This is a genomic window from Paraburkholderia caffeinilytica (genome assembly GCF_046030355.1).
Taxonomy (GTDB): Bacteria; Pseudomonadota; Gammaproteobacteria; order Burkholderiales; family Burkholderiaceae; genus Paraburkholderia; species Paraburkholderia caffeinilytica_B.
Genome location: NZ_JAQQCQ010000011.1, coordinates 196,361 through 219,327, shown reverse-complemented (window position 1 = coordinate 219,327; position 22,967 = coordinate 196,361). Strand labels below are relative to the sequence as shown.

The following is a 22,967-nucleotide window of genomic DNA, read 5'->3' as shown; positions in this document are numbered from 1 at the left end:
ACCGAGAATCACCGTGAGCGTCGCGGAATCGAAGATCGTACCGCGATCGGTGAGCGAAAAGATGCCGGCTGGCAACGTCACGGCCGGCGCCACGCTCATAGCCAGTGGAGCTCAGTCAACCTCCTTCCCGGCTGTCTCCGGTGCGGCGAGTGCCGCCCACAGCGTACACAGCGTGATCCCGATCAACAGCGCGGATACACCCCAGGTGCGGCCACCCATTGCTGTCAACAGCGACGCAGCGGCCAGCGGCACGAAACCACCGCTCAATGCCCCGCCTAACTGAAATCCCAACGACGCACCGCTGTAACGCAACCGGGCGGGGAACAGTTCAGCGATCCACGCGGCCTCAGGCCCAAACATGATCGCATGCGGCAATACCGTTGCGCTACCAGGATACAGGCCGATGTGCGTGCTTGCGCTTAGAGACAGTCTGCGTGATGGCGAAGCGTGCGCCGCGCGTAATACGCGAAGGCAGCCGAACTGCGTTTTGCACGCGTGGTCCAGTCGCGCGCCTCGCGCCCCAGTACAGGGTCGATGGGTTGGATCTGTCCCGCCGACATGGCAAGCAATTGCATCCTCGCCGTCCGCTCGAACGCGAGCGCAAGCACACAGGCCTCCTCCACGCTGCGCGCCGCGATCAGCAGGCCGTGATGGGCAAGCAGCAAGGCATGCTTGTCGCCCAGCGCCTGCGCGATGAACTCGCCCTCTTCATTCCCCACGGGCACACCTGGCCAATTACGCGCGAACGCCACGTCGTCGTACAGCACGCAGTTATCCATGTGCGAGACATCCAGCGGAACCTCGAGCATGCTGAGCGCAGCCGTATGAACCGCGTGTGTATGGATGATGCATTGCACATCGGGACGTGCGCGATACACCCAGGAATGGAACCGGTTAGCGGGATTCGCCATACCCGTTCCACGCAACACGTTGAGATCCTCGTCGATCAGCAACAGATTGTCCGCCCGGATCTCGTCGTAGCCGAGTCCCAGCCGCTGCGTGAAATAGGTGTGCGGTGCCTGCGCGCGGGCGGTGATCTGCCCCGCAAGGCCCGAATCATGGCCATTGTCGAACAGAATCCGGCACGTCAGCGCCAGCTTCTGCTCAAGGGTGTAATTGCCCTCGTCGAGGAGCACGTCCATCTGCTCGTTCGAACGTTGCATCAACCGGGCCTTGTCCAGATCAAACGTGTCACTCACGCCCTGTCTCCTTGTATAAGGGTTCGTTCTCAAATCCCGCGTGGCATACTTGCGCCGCTGGTATGCGGTATTTTTTTGAGTCTCACATGACTCAAATCAAACTATATGACACAAGTGTCCTGATGTCCACAAGATTAAAAATATTGCGTGTGCAAGCACAACTGACGCTGGAAGAACTGGCACAGGCGTGCGACCTGACGCGAAGCTATGTCTCGAAAGTCGAGCGGGGCGTGTCGATGCCGTCGATCGGCGCCGCGCTCAAACTGGCGCGCGCGTTGCATGTGCCGGTCGAGACACTGTTTGGCGATGACCCGGTTACCGATCCGGTCACTATCGTGCGCAAGCGTGCCGCCGATCAGCGCGATGCGGATGCGGGGCCGTCCCACGTCGTGTCGGGCACTGCGGCCGGGCACCAGATGATGGCGTTCGTATTGAATCCGACCGACAAAGGACTCGGCGCGCATCCGATGAGTCATCATTCGGGTGAGGAACTGCTGTACGTGTTGTCCGGGTCGATTACGTTACGCCTCGCGCGGCGCGAGGAAATCCTGGAGGCGGGTGATAGCGCACACTTCAATGCGGGGATTCCACACAAGATCACCTGCACGAAGGGATCGCCCGCTCAGGTATTGATCGTGATTCTTCCGGATGGAAGCGACGAACCCGCGGCAGCGCCGTCGAAAGCCAAACGGCGCTGAACGAGATTCAGGTTGGCGGGAACGCGACAGTGCCTATAAAGCGCACTGCGGCGCGAGCTTGCGCGACACGTCATGCGCAGTGGTGAGATTCCAGGTCCATACGGCGGCGGCAGCGCCGTATTCGATGTCATTAGCGATCCTGATCGTCTATTCAACCATGTCGAATTTAATCTTCGGCAACACCGGCGCGAAGATTTCCTCGCTCGCGACCTGACCTTCGCGTCGACCTGGACTTCAAGCGGCAAGGAACTGCGTCTCGGCGAATTGACGCGGAGTCTTCGGAACGTGGACGGCACAAATTCGCCGACGCGATCTCACAGAGATACTCTGCGCTGGGATTTCGAAAACGATGGGGGTAGACGGCTTTTGAAGTAGTCGCTGCCGCAGGCGTCGAGCACCCACGTCGCGCCGCCCACTGTCAATTCGAGCTGACCGCAGACCACCACCCCGCCCTCATGCTCGGAATCCAGTAAGCAATTTCTCCAGCGACCCGGGCGAAGGACTCCCGCGATTCTGCTCGATCGGCAAGATCGTGTTATGGAAAACACCCACTCGTTGGCCCGCTCGCGTTGAGACATCGCGGACACCGGAAACCGGTCTCGGCAAATCCATTAAAAAATGAATTGACTCAGTTTTCTTGGCTCGTATATCCTGCTCTCCAGGTTGTCGTCATGCCTATGTCATAGATCAAAAGAGACATTACCCCCATTGCGAACCCGGTTTGCAACGGCACGGACGATGAACCATCCCTCGCTTCGTTAAACATAGCGTGTATGTTTTTTCGAAGGAGGCATTCAATACTTTCAACACCGTTAGTCGAGTGTAATCGTGAGAGTCCGAGGTCCTTTGGTCAGGTGGGAACGTAGTCAGCGTGCGAGTTGTCTTCGCGCTGACCGTGCCATCGCCGACGGCAACGGCAGGCTTGCGTTTCGCCGCTTTCTGTCCGTCATTACGACCCTTTCCCGCCGCTCTGTCCGACGTCACAATTCCGTCTCCGCTCGCGCGTTTGTCGCGGTGCGCACCGACGAAATTGCCTCCCTGCTGCCTTAGCCTCCCTCCCATTCCGCCGTTCGGTTCACCTGTTTGCGTAAGCGCGCGTTGATGACATTCGCGCTTCTGCATGCTTGTGGTCGCCTGTCGTCTGCGCGTTCTGCATCAACCACGCCGCGCAACGGGTCGAACCGGACTGCCTCCCTGATTGCCATGCGCGGCGCGGTCCGCTGACGACCCTCGCCCTCTTTCTGGTAGCTGTGCGCTCTGCGCATGGCTGCGGAATCGTGTCGCGCCTATTTAGTGCCGTTCGCGCCGTATCCCGCGAGGAACAAACACGCCTATTAGTTATGCGAAATGAAAAAGTGACCGGTATCAATGCCGATCACGGTAATACCCACCGTGATCGAACGCGCGCCAAGCCCGGCTGGAACGCTGCATCCGCCACGACACAAGCTTGAGTCAGTCCGCACAAAGAAGAATCGAGAAAACAATCATGCAAGACATCGACGAATTCCTGAAGCAGCATCACGTTACCGAGATCGAAGCGATCATTCCGGATATGGCCGGGATCGCACGCGGCAAGATCATTCCGCGCAGCAAGTTCGAATCGGGCGAGTCCATGCGCCTACCGCAGGCGGTGATGATCCAGACCGTCACAGGCGACTATCCGGAAGACGACAGTTTCACCGGCGTCACCGATCCGGACATGGTCTGCGTCCCCGACGCCAGCACCATCCGCATGATTCCGTGGGCAGTCGACCCGACCGCCCAGGTGATCCACGATTGCGTTCACTTCGACGGCACGCCCGTCGCGATCTCGCCGCGCCGCGTGCTGCGCCGCGTGCTCGAACTCTACAAGGCCAAGGGCTGGAAGCCGGTTATCGCGCCCGAGCTCGAGTTCTATCTGGTCGACATGAACAAGGACCCGGACCTGCCGCTGCAACCGCCGATCGGCCGTACGGGCCGTCCGGAGACCGGCCGTCAGGCGTACTCGATCGAAGCGGTGAACGAATTCGATCCGCTGTTCGAAGACATCTATGAATACTGCGAAGTGCAGGAACTGGAAGTCGACACGCTGATTCACGAAACCGGCGCCGCGCAGATGGAAATCAACTTCATGCACGGCGATCCGCTGAAACTCGCCGACAGCGTGTTCCTGTTCAAGCGCACGGTGCGCGAGGCCGCACTGCGTCACAAGATGTACGCGACCTTCATGGCCAAGCCGATGGAAGGCGAACCGGGCTCGGCGATGCACATGCACCAGAGCCTCGTGGACGAGGAAACCGGCCACAACCTGTTCACCGGTGCGGACGGCAAGCCGACGTCGCTGTTCACCGGCTATATCGCGGGCCTGCAGAAATACACGCCGGCACTGATGCCGATTTTCGCGCCGTACATCAACTCGTATCGCCGCCTGTCGCGCTTCATGGCGGCGCCGATCAACGTGGCGTGGGGGTATGACAACCGCACGGTGGGCTTCCGGATTCCGCATTCGGGCCCGGCTGCGCGCCGCATCGAAAACCGCATTCCGGGTGTGGACTGCAATCCGTATCTGGCGATCGCCGCGACGCTGGCTGCAGGCTATCTCGGCATGACGCAAAACCTGGAACCGACCGAGCCGCTGCTCAGCGACGGTTACGAATTGCCCTACCAGTTGCCGCGCAATCTGGAAGAGGGGCTGACGCTGATGGGCGCGTGCGAACCGATGGCCGAGATTCTCGGCGAGAAATTCGTCAAGGCCTACCTCGCACTGAAGGAAACCGAATACGAAGCGTATTTCCGCGTGATCAGCTCGTGGGAACGCCGCCATTTGCTGCTGCACGTCTAACACAACACGTCCAAATAAAAACACCACTCGATCTTTCGCAACGGCAGTTCTTTCCGGTATGGGCGATACGACACGCGCTGATGCCGGAACTCTACCTTCAAGGAAAATATCATGAGCGTTTATCACCTTCGTCATGCGGTCGCGGGGGCCGCACTTCTCGCCTTTACAGGTCTCGCCGCGCTGTCGGCAACGCCGGCCCTTGCGGCCGACACGGAACTGAATGTGTACAACTGGTCGGACTATATCGCCAAAGACACGATTCCGAACTTTGAGAAAGAGACCGGCATCCGCGTGAAGTACGACAGCTACGATAGCGACGACACGCTACAGGCGAAGCTGCTCTCCGGCAGTTCCGGCTATGACATCGTCGTTCCTTCCTCCGCCTATATGGCAAGGCAGATCGAAGCGGGCGTCTATCAGAAGCTCGACAAATCCAGGATGCCGAACCTCGCCAATCTCGACCCGGTGCTGATGAAGATGATCGCCGATGCCGACCCGGGCAATCAGTACGGCGTGCCATGGGCATGGGGCACCGACGGCGTCGCGTACAACGTGCAGGCGATCCAGAAAGCGCTCGGCGCCAATGCGCCGATCGATAGCTGGTCACTGGTATTCGACGCAGCCAATCTCTCGAAGCTGAAAGGCTGCGGCGTGTCGTTCCTCGACTCCGCGTCCGACGTGTTCCCCGCCGTTCTGCAGTACATGCATAAGGATCCCAACAGCACGAATCCGGCCGACTATCAGGCCGCCTTCGAAGTGCTGAAGAAGGTTCGCCCGTACATCACGCAGTTCAATTCATCGGGCTATATCAACGATCTCGCCAACAACGACATCTGCGTTGCAGTCGCCTACTCCGGCGACGCCGGCATCGCACGCCGGCGCAGCACCGAAGCCAAGCGTTCGTATGAAGTGAAGTTCTCGAACCCCAACGAAGGTGGTCTGCTGTGGTTCGACGTGATGGTGATCCCGAAAGATGCACCGCACCCGGAAGCGGCAATGAAGTGGATCAACTACATCGAAGACCCGAAGACGAGTGCAGCGATTACCAACGAGGTGTTCTATCCGACAGCAAACCGCGCCGCGAACCAGTTCGTGACGCCGGCGATCGTGCAGGATTCGAGCCTGTACCTACCGGAACCGGTGCTTAAGAAAATGACTGTGATGCGTCCGCAGCCGGCGGCAATCATGCGCCTTCAGAACCGCCTCTGGGCCCAATTGAAAACCGGCATGTAAGCACAGGAAGCCGTGGGCGAGCGGTGCCTCGTCTCCTCGCAGCCTGAAGCAAGGCACACAAAACGCTACGTCAGCCTGCGCGGTACGCCGCGCAAGCTCATGTTTCCCGATAGCAGCACACCTTGCGAGTCACGTTCCGTGCCTCGTAGGGGAACGCTCACGCCTGAGATTTGCAAGGAATGGCCACGCCATGAAGTCCATACCCTCATCCAGTTCCGTCCCTATGACATCGAACCCAATCAAAATACCAGCGACCTCGGCGAATTTCGTTCGCATCGAAAACGTCGTCAAGAAATTCGGCGACAGCACCGCTGTCGACAACGTCAGCCTGAACATTGCGAAGAATGAACTGTTCGCGCTGCTCGGCAGTTCCGGCTGCGGCAAATCCACCCTTCTGCGCATGCTCGCCGGGCTTGAGACGGTGACGTCCGGGCGCATTTTCGTCGACGGCGAGGACCTCGCCGCGATGCCGCCGTACAAGCGGCCGGTCAACATGATGTTCCAGTCGTACGCGCTGTTCCCGCACATGAGCGTCGAGGCCAATATCGCCTTCGGCCTCAAGCAGGAAGGCACGCCGAAGAACGAAATCAGGGAACGGGTTGCCGACGCGCTCAATCTCGTGCAGATGAGCAAGTACGCACAACGCAAGCCGCATCAGCTCTCCGGCGGCCAGCAGCAACGTGTGGCGCTGGCGCGTGCGCTCGTCAAGCGGCCCAAGCTGCTGCTGCTCGACGAGCCGATGTCGGCGCTCGACAAAAAGCTGCGCCAGAAGACCCAGCTTGAACTGGTCAACATTATCGGCAAAGTCGACGTGACCTGCGTGATGGTGACGCACGATCAGGAAGAAGCCATGACGATGGCCGGGCGCCTCGCGGTCATGAGCGAGGGCCGCATTGTGCAGATCGGTTCTCCGGGTCAGGTCTATGAATTCCCGAATAGCCGCTTCTCGGCCGAGTTCATCGGTTCCACCAACATGTTTGAAGGCATAGTGGTCGCGGACGAACCGGACCACATCTTCGTCGAGAGCCAGGAGCTCGAATCGCGCATCTACGTGAGCCATGGCATTACCGGGCCGCTCGGCATGCCAGTGGGCATTTCGGTTCGGCCCGAACGCGTGAAGGTGTCCCGCGAGAAGCCGGACACGCCGCACAACTGGGCGCACGGCGTAGTCACGGATGTGGCCTACATGGGCAGCTATTCGCTGTATCACGTGCGCCTGCCGAGCGGCAAGACGGTCGTGTCGAATCTCTCCAGCTCGCACCTGATGAGCGAAGGCGCGCCTGCTTACAACGACGACGTGTTCGTCCACTGGTCGCCCGCTAGCGGCGTGGTGGTGACGCAATGAGTGCAACGGCCTCCACTCCTTCCACGGCGGCGGGCAACCACGCTGCTGCCGCGCCAAGATTCGATTCGATCCGCACGCTGTTCGCGCGAGTCGTTCCTTCTGGACGTACGACGGTCATCGGCGTGCCGTTCATCTTTCTAACCCTGTTCTTCGCGTTGCCGTTCGTGCTGGTCCTGAAGATCAGCTTCGCCGATTTACGCCTGAGTATTCCGCCGTATACCGCGTTGCTGAGTGTGAAAGACAGTGTTCTGCATTTCTCCATGCAGCTGGGTCACTACGCCTTCCTGTTGCAGGATGACCTGTATATCGCCACCTATATCAGTTCGCTAAAGATGGCGGCGATCTCGACCTTCTTCTGTCTGCTGCTCGGCTACCCGATCGCGTACTACATCGCGCGCTCGGAGCCCACGAAGCGTGATCTGCTGATGATGGGCGTGATGCTGCCGTTCTGGACCTCGTTCCTGATCCGCGTCTACGCATGGATCGGCATCCTGAAAGACGACGGCCTGCTCAATCACACACTCATGGCGATCGGCATGATCCATTCACCGTTGCGCCTCTATCACTCCGATATTGGCGTGTACATCGGCATGGTCTATTCGTACCTGCCGTTCATGGTGATGCCGCTGTACGCCCATCTGGTGAAGATGGACCTGACGCTGCTCGAAGCGGCCTACGACCTCGGCTGCAAACCGTGGACCGCGTTCACGCGCATCACGTTGCCACTTTCGAAGAACGGCATCATCGCCGGCAGTCTGCTGGTGTTCATTCCGGCGGTGGGCGAGTACGTGATTCCCGAACTGCTCGGCGGCGCCGACACGCTGATGATCGGCCGTGTGATGTGGGATGAATTCTTCAACGATATGGACTGGCCGATGGCCTCTGCTGTGACGGTGGCCATGGTGTTGCTGCTGCTCGTGCCGATGGCCGTGTTCCAGTACTACCAGGTCAAGGAACTCGAGGAGGCGAAATGATCAAGCCGAATAAAACCCTTTCTGCCAGCGTGCTGACGTTCGGCTTCCTGTTCCTCTACATCCCGATCGTTAGCCTCGTCGTGTTTTCATTTAACGAATCGAAGCTCGTGACGGTGTGGTCCGGCTTTTCGCTGAAGTGGTATGGCGCATTGCTGCAGGACGATGAACTGCTGACCGCTGCGTGGTTGTCGTTGAAGATCGGTTTGATGACCGCGTTTGCCTCGGTAATCATCGGGACCTGGGCAGGTTTCGTACTCGCGCGGATGGGCCGGTTTCGCGGCTTCACGCTTTTCACCGGCATGATCAACGCGCCGCTCGTGATTCCTGAAGTGATTCAGGGCATCTCGCTGCTGCTGCTGTTCGTCGCGCTCGAACAGATGCTCGGCTGGCCGAAGGGCCGCGGCCTCTTCACGATCTGGATCGGTCACGTGATGCTGTGCGTGTCGTACGTGGCGATCATCGTGCAGTCGCGGGTGAAGGAGCTCAATAAATCGCTCGAAGAAGCCGCGCTCGATCTCGGCGCAACGCCACTCAAAGTGTTTTTCCTGATCACGCTGCCGCTGATCTCGCAGGCCCTGATGTCGGGCTGGCTGCTGTCGTTCACGCTGTCCATCGACGATCTCGTGTTGTCTGCGTTCCTCTCGGGGCCGGGTTCCACCACGCTCCCACTCGTCGTGTTCTCGCGTGTACGCCTCGGCCTGAATCCGGAGATGAACGCACTGGCAACGATTTTTATCAGCGCCGTGACGATCGGTGTGGTCGCCGTCAACCGTTGGATGCAGGCGCGCGAACGCAGACGCACGCGCGACATGCAGATGGCGTTCGCCCTCGCCGATGCATCCGCTCTCCCGCCACAACCCGCCACTGTCCGAAAGTCACTCGATACAGCACGCGCATAAGAAGTCTTTTTTGCAATACGACCAACAAGGAGAAATTTGCATGAAAAAGAAGCTCATCTGTCTGCTGGTGGCGGGGAGTCTGCCAGGCTTTGCGATGGCAGACGCCACCAGCGACCAGATCAAGGCGCTCCAGACCCAGCTCAACGCGCTGCAAAAAGAAGTGAAGCAGTTGCGCTCGGAAGCGGCAGCCAAGCCAAAAGTCGCGTCTCCCGCTGCGGCTGCGCCAGCCGTAGCGGAAGCACCAGTAGACGTCTCGTCGCCCGACTACGGCAACGCGCGCGCAACGCTGACCAACGATCAGGTCGACTCGATGAAGCAGCAGATCGCCAACCAGCAGCTGAAGGTCGATTCGCTGGTGGACGCGCAGAATACCGGCCCGATTGCAGGCCTTTCGGTAACGGGCTATATCGATCCGACGTACATCTATAACCGCGCGCAGAGCAGCTCGTCGTTCCTGTTCGCAAATCACGAAAGTAGCTACAACTACTTCAACAGTACGTTCGGCGATCTGTACCTCGACATCAAGAAGACCTTCGGCGTCGGCCCGATGGCGCCGTCGGCCGAGATCACCCTGATGCCGAACCGCGGCAACGGCATTACGCTGCTGCAGAACGAACACGGCGATATCGGCGACAACATCCTGAATACGGCCGTCGTGACCGTGCCGGTAACGGCCACGACCACCTTCGTGGCCGGCTTGATGTCGAGCTTCGGCGGTTACGAGGTCCAGCAGTCGAACCAGATGCTCACGCTCACGCACAACCTGCTGTATGACTTCTCCGATCCGGGCAGCTATGTCGGTGTCGGCGTGAACTACACGGGTGACAACAGCAACTGGGCATGGAAATTCATGCTGGGCAACGAGCAGTACCGCACGTATGGTTCAGTGGTGCAGACCGGCACCAACGCGCTGGGCGACCCGATCACCAACAGCAACAAGATTCCGACCTTCACCGCGCGAGTCGACTACACGTGGTCCAGCGCGCTGGACATCGGCGGCTCGTTCAATATCGGCCGGCAGACGCTCTCCTCCGCGCTGACCACCGATCAGAACGGCAACACGGTGCCGGTGTACGGTGTAGGCGGCCAGGCCTCAAGCGCGTTCGGCACGTTCTTCTTCAGCGAAGCCGATCTGGCCTACACGCTGGCGGATACGCAGATCAATGCGGAACTCGACTACGGCCAGCAGCAGAACGGCGCGTTCAACGGTGGCCAGGCGCAGTGGTATGGCCTCTCGCTGCTCGCGCACCGCAAGTTCAGCATGCCGGTGGTGGGCCGCGTGGGCGTGACGGCACGCTATGACCTGCTGGTCGACAGCAAGAACGGCGGCGGCGGCGGTGGCATCGCGCTGAATTCGAACGGGATGGATACGGCTAACGGCTTCGGTGTTGGTGCGGACTGCATTGCGAACTCGTCCAACCATGGCTTCGAGTGCAAGGGCGCCACCCGTCAGGACGTTGCGCTCGATCTGCTGTTCTATCCGACCCAGCAGATCACGGTCAAGGTGGAATACCGCCACGACTGGGCCAACAAACAGGTGTTCCTGAAGAACGACGGTTCGTACGGCAAGTCCAACGATCTGCTCGCGACGCAGGTCATTTACTCGTTCTAATCCATACCGCCCACGCGCGCGGCCTGCCTGTTACCGAAGGCCGCGCGTCCAGGCTTTTTACGCATGCCCTGCCTATGCTCTCATTCTCAAACCAGCCTCACGTCGCCTCGTACTACGCTGCAACCTCTAACGACACCACTCGCCATCCGTCGCTCGAAGAAACGCTTAGCGTCGACGTTTGCGTCATCGGCGCGGGACTCACCGGTATCTCGACTGCGTTGAACCTCGCCGAACGCGGTCACTCGGTCGCGGTGCTCGAAGCATCGAAAGTCGGCTGGGCCGCGAGCGGCCGCAATGGTGGCCAGTTGATCGGCGGTTTTGCCTGCGATATCGATACCTTCGCCTCGCACATGTCTGCCGAAGAGGTGAAACGCATCTGGGCCATGGGGCTCGAAACGCTGGATATCGTTAAGGAGCGTATCGCGAAGCATCAGATCGAATGTGATCTGACCTTAGGTTATCTGACCGCGGCGAACAAGCCGCGCGATACGGACGCGCTCCAGAAATGGCGCGACGAAGCGCAACAGCGCTTCGGTTATGACCGCTTCCGTTATATCGACGCTGGTGGCATCAGCGAATACGTTCAATCGCAGCGCTACCTGGGCGGCTTGTTCGATCCGGATAGCGGCCATCTGCATCCACTGAACTACACACTCGGCCTGGCACGGGCCGCGCGTGGCGCCGGCGTACAGATTTTCGAAGACAGTTGCGTCACCGCGTTGCGTCAGGAAAACGGTCGGCACGTGGTCGAAACCGCGCGCGGCAAGGTGAATGCGCAATTCGTCGTGCTCGCCTGCAATACCTATCTCGGCCAACTCGCGCCGTCTCTGGCACGCAAGATCATGCCTGTCGGGACTTACGTGATCGCGACCGAGCCGCTCGACCCCGCGCGCGCCAAAGCATTGATGCCTGCGCGGGCCGCCGTGTGCGACAGCCGCTTCGTGCTGGACTATTTCCGGCCTGCTCCGGACAACCGCCTGCTGTGGGGCGGCAAGGTCAGCTACTCGACATTCGCGCCGCGCAACTTGGGCGAGGCGATGCGCCGCGACATGCTGAAGACTTTCCCGCAACTGGACGATGTCAAAATCGACTATGCGTGGGGCGGCTTCGTCGACATTACGATGAATCGTGCGCCGCATTTCGGCCGACTGTCACCTACCGTGTATTTCGCGCAGGGCTTCTCCGGCCACGGCGTGAACACCACCGGGCTCGCGGGCAAGCTGATCGCCGAAGCGATCGATGGCCAGGCGTCGCGCTTCGATCTGTTCGGCAAGATTCGTCACCGCGATTTTCCGGGCGGCGCTACGCTGCGCACCCCTGCCCTCGTGCTTGCGATGGCCTGGTATCGAATGAAGGACCTGCTCTGACGGCCGGCAGTCGTAGCCGCCTCATGGACGCCTTGATCCACGATTGCTGTTACGAGGCGAGTGTGACACGTCTGATGCCAATTCAACATTCCGCCGTCCGAGCGGGTTTGAGGCGTTCTATGGAGACGGCCTCGCCGGCCAAAGTCAGGTTGTGCTCAATGCCGGTATACGCCACGCGTTTTGAACACGTTATCGCTCGGCAGGCTGTCTTGAGCAGCTGTGTGAGGCACGACGATTTCGAGGAATAGACAATCGTCGTGCTACTCACCGCCTGCAGGATCCGTACGTCAAGCCACACTGATCTACCGACCCTGCCCCTGATGGGGTGCACCCACCAGTTTGTTTGTTACCGAAGTCACGCCCGTCACGCCCTTCGCGACGTCGCCCGCCTTGTCGATCTGAGCCGCGTCTGGAACCGAACCCTTAAGAACCACCGCCCCGCCGCTTGCCCGCACCGCGATACCCGACACGTCGATGCCCCGCGTGCTCGCAAGCGCCGCGCGCACCGCACGTGCCAACTGTTTATCCGCCGCCCTGGCTGCCTTGGCACTGCTGCCCGGGTTGGCTGCTACGCTGCTCGCTAAGGTGTCATTCGCCTGCGCATAGGGCGTGCAAACGACCATCACGGCCACGACGCCGCCAAGCGCCTTGAAAAGCTTTGCTGATTTCATGAATTCTCCCCTTTGCTCACCGTAGAAATGACATTGCGATTCCGCGGTGTCCGGACACCGTTGAAAATCATGTTGAGGACAACAGCCGACACTGAAGCCAACAAAATGCCGCTGTGCAAAAGAGGCGCGAGTTCGACTGGCAGCGCACTGAAGAACTGCTTCGACACCATCGGAATGAGCCCGACGCCAAGACTGATGGCAACCACATACAAATTGTTGCGGTTCCCCACGAAATCGTTACCCGCCAGAATCTTGATGCCGGTCGCGGCGACCATGCCGAACATCACGATACCGGCGCCCCCGAGTACAAACTGCGGAACGGCAGCCACGACGGTGGCCATTTTCGGCACCAGACCCAGCACGATCAGGATGACCGCGCCCGTCACGCATACCCATCGGCTGCGCACGCCGGTTACCCCGACGAGGCCGACATTCTGCGAATACGACGTGTATGGAAAGGTGTTGAACACGGCGCCGATAAACGTTCCGAGTCCGTCAGTGCGTAAGCCTCGCGTCAACGCCCTGCTGTCGACCGGCCGGCCAACCATCTCGCCTACCGCCAGAAACATGCCGGTCGACTCGATATACGTGACGAGCAGCACGATCGTCATTGCGACAATTGCGGAAACATTAAAGTGTGGCCTGCCGAAATGAAACGGCATCACAACTGCAAGCCACGGTGCCGAGTCGACGCCCGTCAGCGACACTTTGCCGAGTAGCGCAGCCACGATGAAGCCAAACAGAATACCCAGCAGCACCGCAATGCGGCCAATAAAACCGCTGCCAAAACGCATGACGGCAATAATGAACACCAGCACCGCAAAAGACACGCCGATATAAACGGGATTGCCGAAATGGGGATTGCCGACGCCGCCACCCGCCCAGTTAATCGCCACTTCCATCAGCGTCACGCCGATCACCGTGATAACCGTGCCGGTGACCACAGGAGGAAACCACGCGATCAACCGGCTGACAAACGGCGCGACGATCATTCCGATTGCGCCGGCCACGAGGCCCGCGCCGAAAATGTCCAGAATCCCAAGCCCCGGAGTCGTGGCAATCGCGATCATCGGACCCACGGCGGCAAACGTCACGCCCATCATCACCGGCAAACGGATACCGAAGCCGAAAATACCGACGGTCTGGATCAAGGTTGCAATGCCACTGGCAAAGAGATCCGCATTGATCAGGAAGGCGATCTGCTCGGGCGACAGTTTAAGCGCTCCGCCGATAATCAATGGAACAGTGATAGCGCCCGCATACATCACGAGTACGTGCTGGATACCGAGCACTAACAACTGGCCGAACGGCAGTTTCTGATCGACGGGATCAACAGCGGTGCTGTCCGTCATGGCAGTGGCGTTGCGCAATTTCGTCTCCTGAGTGCCGCTTCGTTCATGACGTGCGGATTTTTAATTGCCAAAAGGCGCAGGTTGCGCCTCCGCGGTACTTTCACACTTGATACAGAAGCATCGAGCGCCCCTTAGTACAGCACGACGGAGCGGATCGACTCGCCCTTCTTCATCAGATCGAAGCCCTCGTTGATGCGTTCGAGCGGCAAGTGGTGCGTGATCAGATCGTCGATGTTGATCTTGCCTTCCATGTACCAGTCGACGATCTTCGGCACGTCCGTGCGGCCGCGTGCCCCGCCGAATGCCGAACCCTTCCACTCGCGACCCGTCACCAGCTGGAACGGACGTGTGCTGATCTCCTCGCCCGCTGCCGCCACGCCGATGATGAACGACTGGCCCCAACCCTTGTGCGTACACTCCAGCGCCTGACGCATCACCTTCGTGTTGCCGATACATTCGAACGAATAGTCCGCGCCGCCATCGGTGAGTTGCACGATGTGGTCGACCACGTTCCCGACCTCGTTCGGGTTGATGAAGTGGGTCATGCCGAATTTCTTCGCCAGCTCAACGCGCCCCGGGTTCAGATCGACGCCAATGATCTTGTCCGCGCCGACCATCTTCGCACCCTGGATCACATTCAGGCCGATGCCGCCGAGACCGAACACCACCACGTTCGCCCCCGCCTCGACTTTCGCCGAATACACGACAGCGCCAACGCCCGTCGTCACGCCGCAACCGATGTAGCAGATCTTGTCGAATGGCGCGTCTTCGCGCACCTTCGCCACCGCGATTTCCGGCACGACGATGTAGTTCGAAAACGTGGACGTGCCCATGTAGTGAAACAGCGGCTTGCCGTCCAGCGAGAACCGCGACGTCGCGTCAGGCATCAGCCCCCTGCCTTGTGTCGACCGGATCGCCTGGCAAAGATTGGTCTTGCGCGACAGACAGAATTTGCACTGGCGGCATTCCGGCGTGTAGAGCGGAATCACGTGATCGCCTTTCTTCAACGTGCCCACGCCGGGACCAACATCGACGATCACGCCCGCGCCTTCGTGGCCGAGAATCGCCGGAAAGATGCCTTCGGGATCGGCGCCCGAGAGCGTGTAGTAGTCGGTGTGGCAGATACCTGTCGCTTTCACTTCGATCAGCACTTCACCCGCGCGCGGGCCTTCCAGATCCACTTCTTCGATCGTCAACGGCGCGCCGGCTTTCCATGCGATTGCTGCTTTGGTCTTCATCGATATTTCTCACAACGTAGAAGTTAAATTGCAAACATAACCCGGCGCCTGCGTCCCGCGACGGCCCGCTTCATCACGAGTCACCTGGTCGTCGAATCGTCAAAAGTGGATATCCGCCGTTACGAAAGGCGTACTTTGTAACGCGCCTTTGACGCTCCGATGGTCAGTTCCATATTTGTTTATCCAGTATTCCCAGCCGAAACCCACACGAACCAGATTTTTATGACCGGCCAGTGCGCCGATGTCGAACATCAGTTTGGGGCGGAACAATACTTCGGTCTTCGTATCGGCATTGAAACCATCTTTTCCTTTTGGACCTACGACATCCAGAAATCCCTCCATGCTGGCAGGCAGACTGCCGATATGAAACGGGATGCCCCATGCCGATTCGATCGACCAGGTGCTGCGAAAATTGACCTCGGTGCCCGCGATGCCGTTGTTGTTGTTCTCCTTGTAGTAAAGCAGCGCGACATCGAAATGCCCTGGAACGTTGAAAACCAGATTCGGCCCCACCACGATCGCCCGTTTTCGTGACGCAAACGCGTTGTTCTTGCTGCCCAGAATGAACCCGGCGTCGAGCGTGAGATCCTTGAGCGGCCCAAGTGCGAAAGCCTGTGAGCCGGTCACAGCGTTCATGCTCAGATTGTGGCGGTAGATCGCATAGAACTCAGTCGCCCCGCTGTTCGAATTGTTGGCCGGATCGGCACTATTCGACAGCAGCATGTCGACGTTAAAGAAATTCGTGCCGTACGTGTACCCGTCGATATGCGTAAAGGTGATCGTATTCTTGCCGATATCCTGGGCGTTTCCGTTGTGGTCGGTGAGCGAAGGTTCGTGATAATCCGGACCATAACTCCAGCCAATCGATGTGTCGCTCCAGTCGAATGCGTGGGCAGGCGAAGTCGCGAGCGTCGCCAGCACGGCGGCCAGGACGCCGATATATCTATTCATGTGTCTCCTCCAGATGCGTTGCCGGTTTCCGCAGGCGCCTCATGGACGCCCTCTTTTTATTGCAATGCGGCTAAACGCGAGCGATGGCTGACTTCTCTGCCTTGATTTCCTCCCAGGTGTGACGGAACCACTCGGCAATCGCTACGTTCTGCTCGAACAGCGAGTACTTCACACCGCCGCCGTAGTCGGGCATATCGATCATGTCGGTGGTGATGTAACGCAGCGGACTATCCGGGGTATCGCGGTGATGCCGCAACACACGGCGTACGACGTCCTTGCAAGGCTCGACGCGATAGGCATTCCACGGCAGATGCCACTCGCCCGGCGCTGGTTTGAAAAATGGATACTGGCAGGCTCGGCCGTAGGTGCCGCCGTCCTTCATTTCCCATGGATTCTTCGGACCGTTCGGCGACACTGGCCGAATCTGCAGCCAATGTGTCATGTTCATGCCGATCCATTCGTCGAGCACATTGCCGGCTTCATAGGGGTCGATGACGAAGCGCCCCGATTCCACGTCTTCGCGAATCCCACTGACGTCCTGTTCCTCCGCGTTGTCCACCTTCAACAACACGTGACTATGATCGAGCACGAAGTTAAACGGCACGCCACGCTGCTGAACCTGCCGGGCTACCGGTGTGATGCGCCGAAGGTCTTCCGACCACATGTAGATATGCACTTCAAAACCAATGGCAATCCCGATCTTTTGACTCAACGCGTAGGCATGCAGGTAGAAATCGACGATCTCCTGATCGGTCACCACGTGCCCCTTTGCATGCCGGGTGTACAGCATGATGTTGTGAAATTCGCCGCCCGCGTCTTTACACAGGCGCAAATTCTTTTCCAGCGCGGCCTCGTCACGGCCGGCGGTGTACGACCACAGACCCGTGCGAATTGGAATGCCGTGCCGGTCGGCCGCGCGCAGATACTCACTTTCCTGACCGGGTTGCGGCATGCGGTCGAAGTGATCGAATACGCCCGATTCCTTCAGCATGCGGAACTGCTCGTCCACCGATACCGGCCGCGTATGCTGCACGCCCCGGCCGTTACAGCCAATCGAAAATTTCATCTCGAACTCCTAATAGTTACGACGTAGACGACTGGGTTTCGTCCGATGCCGCGCGTAGCACATGCACGGGCAAGGACAGGGTTTCTTTTGACTGGAGGCGCTCGATCATCTTGCGGATTCGTGCCGGCGCGTTGTCGATGCCGAGTCGCGTGTACTCGCGCACGCCCGTGCGTTCCTGCTCACGCTGGACATAGGCCAGCAACACGGCGTCCTCATCGAAAGTGAGCGTCATGAGGCGTACGACGTCCTCCGAAACCTGCGCATCGTGCGGGTGATAGTTGCGTACATGCAGCCAGAAATAGTGCGTTGTCGATTCCGTTTCGGGCGTCAGAAAATTGAAACTGAACGAGCGGAAACCGCGATCCTTGTTGGCCTCGGTCGGCTCGGTACCCGTGTCGATGCTGCCGAAATCGACGTATGACGTAGAGGGAAGATGCAGGTAGTAGTACTGCCAACGATCCACCGCACCCCTGAAATTCGCCATCCGTTCGACGAGCGGCACCGGCGGTGCGCTATGGATCCAGCGGTAGGCAAGCACGTGCGAATCGCCCTGTTCCACCTTGACGCCGACGTTCTCGCCGGCGGCGCTGCCAATCGTCTTCTTGTGCACATAGCTCGTATGCGCAGGATCGACGAGGTTGTCGGTGATGTTCAGGTAGTTGGACTTGAAGTGAAGGTACTGACCGTCGACCAGCCCCCAGTCCGCGTCGCCATAGTGCGGAATGTCGACAATGGCGCCGCTATCGGCCAACGCCGGATCGCCCATCCAGATCCAGACCGCGTTGTACTTTTCTATCAAAGGAAAGGACCGGACTCGCGCGGTGGGTGGAATGTTCTGCTGGCCGGGCACTCGCACGCAAACACCCGAACAGTCGAACGTCATGCCGTGATAGCCGCATTGCACGTGATCGCCCTTTAGTTCACCCAGCGAAAGCGGCGCCAGCTTGTGCGGGCAACGATCGACGAGGGCGGCCGGTGTGCCGTCTTCGCGCCGGTACAGCACCACCTGCTCGCCAAGAATCGTGCGTGACAGCAATTGCCGCCCCACTTCGCTGCTCCAGGCGGCGACATACCAGGCATTTTTGACAAACGTACTCATCGTGTCTCCTTTATCTTGTGGAATCTCGCGGGGCACACCGTCAGGCGTCCAGCACCAGTTCACCTTCCTGGGCTCTTGAAACGCACACGCACATCAGGTGCTCGCGGTCGTCATCGGACAGCGCGTAGTCACGGTGCTCCGGTGTGCCGCTCAACACGCGTACCGCACACACGCTGCACTCGCCTCGCCGGCAATCGAACAGTGGATCGGTCCCTGCGTCGATCATCGCGTCGAGAATGCTTTTTCCCGCCGGCACGTCGAGCGTCAGACCACTGCGTTGGAGCACGACCCGGCACGGGCGATTGCCCGTTTGTGCGACGGGTGCGCCGAACAACTCGAAATGAACGTGGCTGGGTGGCCATTGCAAAGCACGCGCAGTAGCGATGACCGCGTCAAGCAGCGGACGTGGACCACATACATAAAGGTGGCGATTCATTGCCGGCTGCCCAATGACCTCGGCTAGCGGCATGCCTTGCGAGGGGTCGCCATAGTCGAAGTACAGGTGCCCTCTTTCACCGCATAGCTGGGTGATACGGGCTCGGTACGCCATCGTCTCCGGGCTGCGTGACGCGTAGTGCAAGCGGAATGCAGCGCTCCGCTTGCCGAGCTCCGCCGTCATCGAAAGGATCGGCGTAATGCCGATGCCCCCCGCGATCAATATGGCTTCGTGCGGATCATGATGCAGTGGGAAGTCATTCTTTGGCAGCGTCGTGCGAATCCGATCGCCCGGCCTTAGCGCATGCATGAAACGCGATCCGCCACTTCCGGCCGTCTCCAGCTTGACCGCGATTTCGTAATAGTCCGACTGGTCGGTGCTGTTAACGAGCGAATAGCAGCGCTCGCCGGGTCTCGACGTTTCCATCGCACCCGGCAACGTGGCGCCGCCGCCGAGATCGACCTGAAACGTGAGGTGCGCGCCGGCCGAGAATGCGGGTAGTGGACCGCCGTCGATCGCCTTCAACCTCAGCGATCTGATCTCCGCGGTAAGCGCGACGGTATCGGCCACCACGAGTTCCAGTGGCCAGTCAGATGGTGTCATGTGTTCCTCTCATGCTCGGACACAGCCGCTCCCCGGCGCCGCTTTGGGAAGCGGCGTTCTCAAGATGCAACGGCTGGAATTGAGGTCGTCGTGCGCTGCGCCAATTGCGATTGCGATTGCGATTGCGCACGATGAATCACGCGCGCGGCTGGCGCGTCACGTCATTGCGGGGAATTAAAGCGGAGGAGCCGTACGTTTTGCATTTCGATAGCAGATCGGCGCGGGGGCATGTTTTCTCCGCCATTGCAGCGGGATGCGGGGCATCGCGTGAAGCCGCAAATCTTCTTTCCGCGCGGATTGGACAGTCAAGCGAGACATCGCCTCTTCCCTGATTTCGTCGTTGTGATTCGAGTATAGGGACGGCGTTGCGTCACGCGAAGCGGGAAATTTACAGCGCACCGCTGCAAGTTTTGCAGCAGCAGACTCAGGACGTACCCACTTCCTCGCGCTGCAGGCGGCCGAGCTGCTCGTTCATGATGGCAATGAGCGCAGTCACCGCTGGCGGTAAAGCACGCGCTGACCGGACATAGAAGCCCAGATGCGCAGCGACATTTTCTGATTCGCACAGCGGCACATAGGCAAGCCGCCGGTCCGCACAAAGCGCGTTGAGGCCAATACGCGTCTGAAACGCGATACCTAGCCCACGCATGGCCAGTTGACGCATCAGCTCGATCGATCCGGTGTACACGACCGGTTGCACGGGTTTTGCCGCTTTCTGCATCAGCGGCAACAGGAGCGAATGCACCGCGAAATCCGGATTGGCCATGACAAGCGGGAAATCCGCGCAGTCGTCGAATGTCACCTCTTTGCGGGCCGCAAGTGGATGATCCGGCGCCATGATCGCGCCGAGACGGAAAATGCCGCTGCCGACACAGGTTAGATCGGCGCCTTGCTGCATTGCGAACGCCGCGCCAACATCGACCTCTCCCGACGACACCTGGTGGGCAATCGATTCCGAGCCGAGCATAAACGTGTGGATACGCACCTTCGGATACCGCCGCAACATGGCTTCGAGCACAGCGGGCAGGAAATCGGCATTCAGACTCTCCGCGGCGGCGACGCGGACTTCGCCACGCTCCACGCCCTGCAACTGCTCCAACTCGGCGAGCGCCCGCTGCTCATCCTGCAGCACGGTGACGACATGGTGCGAGAAAATCCGGCCTGCCTCCGTCAGACGCAACCCGCCCGGCAAGCGTTCGAACAATGCCACGCCGATTTCCTCTTCCAGATTGAGCAGTTGCCGGTTGACCGCCGAGCCATCGACATGCAGCCGGCGCGCAGCTTCGCGGATCGACCCCGAGCGGCAGATCACGTCGAAATAGCGAATGGATTTGGCATGGATATTCACGCGCCGATGCTAGCAGAAGCGCACGCAGTGCAACATAGGGAAAGACCGCTGACCCAGGAATGCGATGATTCAGCGTCGACGTCGGGTTAACGATTCGGGACGGAGATCAGGATAGTCGCGGGTTGCATCGTGACTTTTTTGGCAGACCGCTTCGGCGCATCTTTTTGCACTAATATCAGGGCGCTGGCGTCCGATCCGGATGACCAGACGTATCGCCCGTTCCGGAACGCCAAAGATGAACCGTTTGCCGCCGCTGTGCACCCGAGACAATCGATACAATCCTCCGTTACGCAAACCTTGGTCCGGCAATCGAACGGACTACTGATATAAACCTAAGCATGACAAATTTACCGGGCAAAGGGGTCATTTCAGTCGACATCGTTGTCTACGAAGGATTCAAGGCACTCGAGGCCATCGGCCCGATGAGCGTCTTCAACTATGCCAACCACCACCTTGAGCGTCTAGGCTTGAGCGGCCGCTATGACGTGCGCGTATCGGCAGTACACGCAGGTGAAATACGCTCTGACACCCACATGTCGCTCTGTGCAACGAAGACGCTCGACCTGGGCGCTCTACCTCATACGGCCATCATCGTCGGTGCCCGCGAGATTGAAGATGCTCTTGCCGCAGCACCCGAGATCGTCGAATGGGTCAGGGCTGCGTCCCACCAGCTCGTGCGCACAGTCGCGCTCTGCTCTGGAGCATTCTTCCTCGCCGCCGCCGGCCTTCTGGACGGCAAACGCGCCACCACCCACTGGGCGCTGGCACCGCTCCTTGGCACGCGGCATCCGGCTGTCATTGTCGACCCCGACTGCATCTTCGTGCGGGAAGATAAATTGTGGACCTCAGCGGGCGTGACAGCCGGCATTGATCTCGCGCTTGCGCTGGTTGAAGAGGACTTTGGCCGGAATCTCGCACTGGAAGTCGCCCGCGATCTCGTGGTCTATCTGAAGCGCCCTGGCGGTCAATCGCAGTTCAGCGTTCATTTGTCGAGCCAGCAGAGCCAGCATCCGGGCATACGCGGTCTGCAAGACTGGGTGTTCGCCAATCTCGACAAGCGCATCTCCGTTGCTGACATGGCGCAGTTTATGGTGACAAGTCCACGCAATTTTGCGCGTGTGTTTCAGCGCGAAACCGGCATGTCGCCAATGGTGTTCGTCGAACAGGCACGCGTAGAAGCAGCTCGACGCGCACTTGAAGACGGTACGCTGCCCATCAAGACAATCGCCATGCAAGTCGGCTTTCGAAGCTACGAACCGATGCGCAAGGCGTTTCTCAAGTGGCTGAACGTGTCACCCCAAGCATATCGGTCACGCTTTGGCTCGACACTCGCTAGCCACACACCTGAAGAACGCGAGGAGCGGTCTTCGGGTGTGAACGGTTAGAGAACCCGCATGCCTCAAACGGATGCTTATTGAGGGGCGGAAATACCTGGCATGGGAATAAAGCGTGGCAGACGCTTGACGCGCTCGATCCAGCTCAGAATGTTTGGGTAGCCCGTGAGATCGATGCCTCCCTCGCCGGCCATTGCCGTATAGGGGAAACATGCGATGTCGGCAATCGTCGGACGGTCGAGCTCCAGCCACTGGCGTGTCGCCAGATGCGCGTCCATGATCTTGAAGACGCGATGTGCGCCCGCCTGCAGCTTGCCGAGATCCAGTGGGTAGTCGAGGATCTTCACGAGGCGCGCTCCCGCCGCATTCATGATTTCTCCACCGCCCGTTGAAAGCCACTGGGCGATCTTTCCCATCGATGCCGCGTCGTCCGGAAACCACTGCTTGCTGCTGTCGTATTGCTTCGCGAGATAGATCAGGATGGCCTGCGCATCACGCAAACGCAACTCGTCATCTTCGAAGATCGGGATCTCGCCAAATGGATTCAATGCCGTGTATTTTTCCGTCTTGTGTTCCTTGTTCACGAAGTCAATCTTCTGCGCCTGATACTCGAGGCCCAGAATGTTCATGAACAGACGGATCTTGTAGCAGCTGCCGGATAACTCGAAATCGTAAAGCTTGATCATCTTTGTCTCCTTTAAACCGGTCTATTGTTCGGCGC

General features: G+C 59.4%; 21 protein-coding genes and 2 pseudogenes. 10 read left to right on the top strand and 13 right to left on the bottom strand.

The window, feature by feature from the left end:
* Nucleotides 1–111: 111 nt before the first annotated feature.
* Together PQQ95_RS18745 and PQQ95_RS18740 are read right to left on the bottom strand one after the other, a co-directional pair.
* Nucleotides 112–360, bottom strand: coding sequence for a hypothetical protein (locus PQQ95_RS18745; RefSeq protein ID WP_408439040.1), 249 nt, complete (start codon nt 358–360; stop codon nt 112–114).
* A gap of 59 nt (nt 361–419) precedes the next feature.
* Entirely contained in the window at nt 420–1,199 is a 780-nt protein-coding gene (locus tag PQQ95_RS18740; protein ID WP_408439037.1) for an aldolase, read from the bottom strand.
* A gap of 122 nt (nt 1,200–1,321) precedes the next feature.
* Between PQQ95_RS18740 and PQQ95_RS18735 the strand changes: the two genes are divergently transcribed.
* Complete coding sequence (locus PQQ95_RS18735; RefSeq protein ID WP_408439034.1) at nt 1,322–1,897, top strand: cupin domain-containing protein; 576 nt, start codon at nt 1,322–1,324, stop codon at nt 1,895–1,897.
* Nucleotides 1,898–1,951: 54 nt separating this feature from the next.
* Here the strand turns inward: PQQ95_RS18735 and PQQ95_RS18730 are convergent.
* Nucleotides 1,952–2,104, bottom strand: a pseudogene (locus PQQ95_RS18730) (aldehyde dehydrogenase family protein); the annotation flags it as partial.
* A gap of 91 nt (nt 2,105–2,195) precedes the next feature.
* Nucleotides 2,196–2,370 (bottom strand): annotated as a pseudogene (locus PQQ95_RS18725) (cupin domain-containing protein); the annotation flags it as partial.
* Between the two features lie 373 nt (nt 2,371–2,743).
* Between PQQ95_RS18725 and PQQ95_RS18720 the strand changes: the two are divergent.
* From PQQ95_RS18720 to PQQ95_RS18685, 8 genes are all read left to right on the top strand, one after another.
* On the top strand, nt 2,744–2,947 hold the full coding sequence (locus PQQ95_RS18720; protein ID WP_408439127.1) for a hypothetical protein: 204 nt from the start codon (nt 2,744–2,746) through the stop codon (nt 2,945–2,947).
* 436 nt (nt 2,948–3,383) lie between these two features.
* Nucleotides 3,384–4,718 (top strand): glutamine synthetase family protein, encoded by a 1,335-nt coding sequence (locus PQQ95_RS18715; RefSeq protein ID WP_408439031.1) that lies wholly within the window; start codon nt 3,384–3,386, stop codon nt 4,716–4,718.
* Between the two features lie 111 nt (nt 4,719–4,829).
* Nucleotides 4,830–5,951, top strand: coding sequence for a polyamine ABC transporter substrate-binding protein (locus PQQ95_RS18710; protein ID WP_408439028.1), 1,122 nt, complete (start codon nt 4,830–4,832; stop codon nt 5,949–5,951).
* Nucleotides 5,952–6,141: 190 nt separating this feature from the next.
* Nucleotides 6,142–7,296 (top strand): ABC transporter ATP-binding protein, encoded by a 1,155-nt coding sequence (locus PQQ95_RS18705; protein WP_408439025.1) that lies wholly within the window; start codon nt 6,142–6,144, stop codon nt 7,294–7,296.
* Nucleotides 7,293–8,270, top strand: a complete 978-nt coding sequence (locus tag PQQ95_RS18700) for an ABC transporter permease subunit (protein WP_408439022.1) — start codon at nt 7,293–7,295, stop codon at nt 8,268–8,270. Before PQQ95_RS18705 ends, PQQ95_RS18700 begins: the two co-directional genes overlap by 4 nt.
* Entirely contained in the window at nt 8,267–9,169 is a 903-nt protein-coding gene (locus tag PQQ95_RS18695) for an ABC transporter permease subunit (protein WP_408439019.1), read from the top strand. The genes PQQ95_RS18700 and PQQ95_RS18695 overlap by 4 nt, the downstream gene beginning before the upstream one ends.
* A 40-nt stretch (nt 9,170–9,209) precedes the next feature.
* Nucleotides 9,210–10,781: a DUF3138 family protein gene (locus tag PQQ95_RS18690; protein ID WP_408439016.1), complete on the top strand. Its 1,572-nt coding sequence runs from the start codon at nt 9,210–9,212 to the stop codon at nt 10,779–10,781.
* Nucleotides 10,782–10,855: 74 nt separating this feature from the next.
* Entirely contained in the window at nt 10,856–12,148 is a 1,293-nt protein-coding gene (locus PQQ95_RS18685; RefSeq protein WP_408439013.1) for an NAD(P)/FAD-dependent oxidoreductase, read from the top strand.
* A 302-nt stretch (nt 12,149–12,450) separates the two neighbouring features.
* Here the strand turns inward: PQQ95_RS18685 and PQQ95_RS18680 are convergent, their stop codons facing one another.
* The 8 genes from PQQ95_RS18680 to PQQ95_RS18645 all read right to left on the bottom strand — a co-directional run bounded on the left by PQQ95_RS18680 (nt 12,451) and on the right by PQQ95_RS18645 (nt 20,912).
* Nucleotides 12,451–12,819: a BON domain-containing protein gene (locus PQQ95_RS18680; RefSeq protein ID WP_408439012.1), complete on the bottom strand. Its 369-nt coding sequence runs from the start codon at nt 12,817–12,819 to the stop codon at nt 12,451–12,453.
* Nucleotides 12,816–14,171 carry a nucleobase:cation symporter-2 family protein gene (locus PQQ95_RS18675; protein ID WP_408439124.1) on the bottom strand — a complete coding sequence of 452 codons (1,356 nt, stop codon included), beginning with the start codon at nt 14,169–14,171 and terminating at the stop codon, nt 12,816–12,818. Before PQQ95_RS18675 ends, PQQ95_RS18680 begins: the two co-directional genes overlap by 4 nt.
* Before the next feature lie 131 nt (nt 14,172–14,302).
* Nucleotides 14,303–15,409 (bottom strand): S-(hydroxymethyl)glutathione dehydrogenase/class III alcohol dehydrogenase, encoded by a 1,107-nt coding sequence (locus PQQ95_RS18670; RefSeq protein ID WP_408439010.1) that lies wholly within the window; start codon nt 15,407–15,409, stop codon nt 14,303–14,305.
* A gap of 99 nt (nt 15,410–15,508) precedes the next feature.
* On the bottom strand, nt 15,509–16,360 hold the full coding sequence (locus tag PQQ95_RS18665; RefSeq protein WP_408439007.1) for an outer envelope protein: 852 nt from the start codon (nt 16,358–16,360) through the stop codon (nt 15,509–15,511).
* Between the two features lie 70 nt (nt 16,361–16,430).
* Nucleotides 16,431–17,426: a xylose isomerase gene (locus PQQ95_RS18660; RefSeq protein WP_408439005.1), complete on the bottom strand. Its 996-nt coding sequence runs from the start codon at nt 17,424–17,426 to the stop codon at nt 16,431–16,433.
* Nucleotides 17,427–17,442: 16 nt separating this feature from the next.
* Nucleotides 17,443–18,525, bottom strand: coding sequence for an aromatic ring-hydroxylating dioxygenase subunit alpha (locus PQQ95_RS18655; protein ID WP_408439002.1), 1,083 nt, complete (start codon nt 18,523–18,525; stop codon nt 17,443–17,445).
* A 40-nt stretch (nt 18,526–18,565) separates the two neighbouring features.
* Entirely contained in the window at nt 18,566–19,564 is a 999-nt protein-coding gene (locus tag PQQ95_RS18650) for a PDR/VanB family oxidoreductase (protein ID WP_408439000.1), read from the bottom strand.
* A gap of 424 nt (nt 19,565–19,988) precedes the next feature.
* Nucleotides 19,989–20,912 carry a LysR family transcriptional regulator gene (locus PQQ95_RS18645; protein ID WP_408438999.1) on the bottom strand — a complete coding sequence of 308 codons (924 nt, stop codon included), beginning with the start codon at nt 20,910–20,912 and terminating at the stop codon, nt 19,989–19,991.
* Nucleotides 20,913–21,250: 338 nt separating this feature from the next.
* Here PQQ95_RS18645 and PQQ95_RS18640 point away from each other — a divergent pair, with 338 nt between their 5' ends.
* A complete protein-coding gene (locus tag PQQ95_RS18640) occupies nt 21,251–22,297 on the top strand; it encodes a GlxA family transcriptional regulator (protein WP_408438997.1) in 1,047 nt (348 codons plus the stop codon).
* 26 nt (nt 22,298–22,323) lie between these two features.
* On the opposite strand, the gene PQQ95_RS18635 is transcribed toward PQQ95_RS18640, so the two are convergent.
* Nucleotides 22,324–22,932, bottom strand: coding sequence for a glutathione S-transferase family protein (locus PQQ95_RS18635; protein ID WP_408438994.1), 609 nt, complete (start codon nt 22,930–22,932; stop codon nt 22,324–22,326).
* Nucleotides 22,933–22,967: the final 35 nt, after the last annotated feature.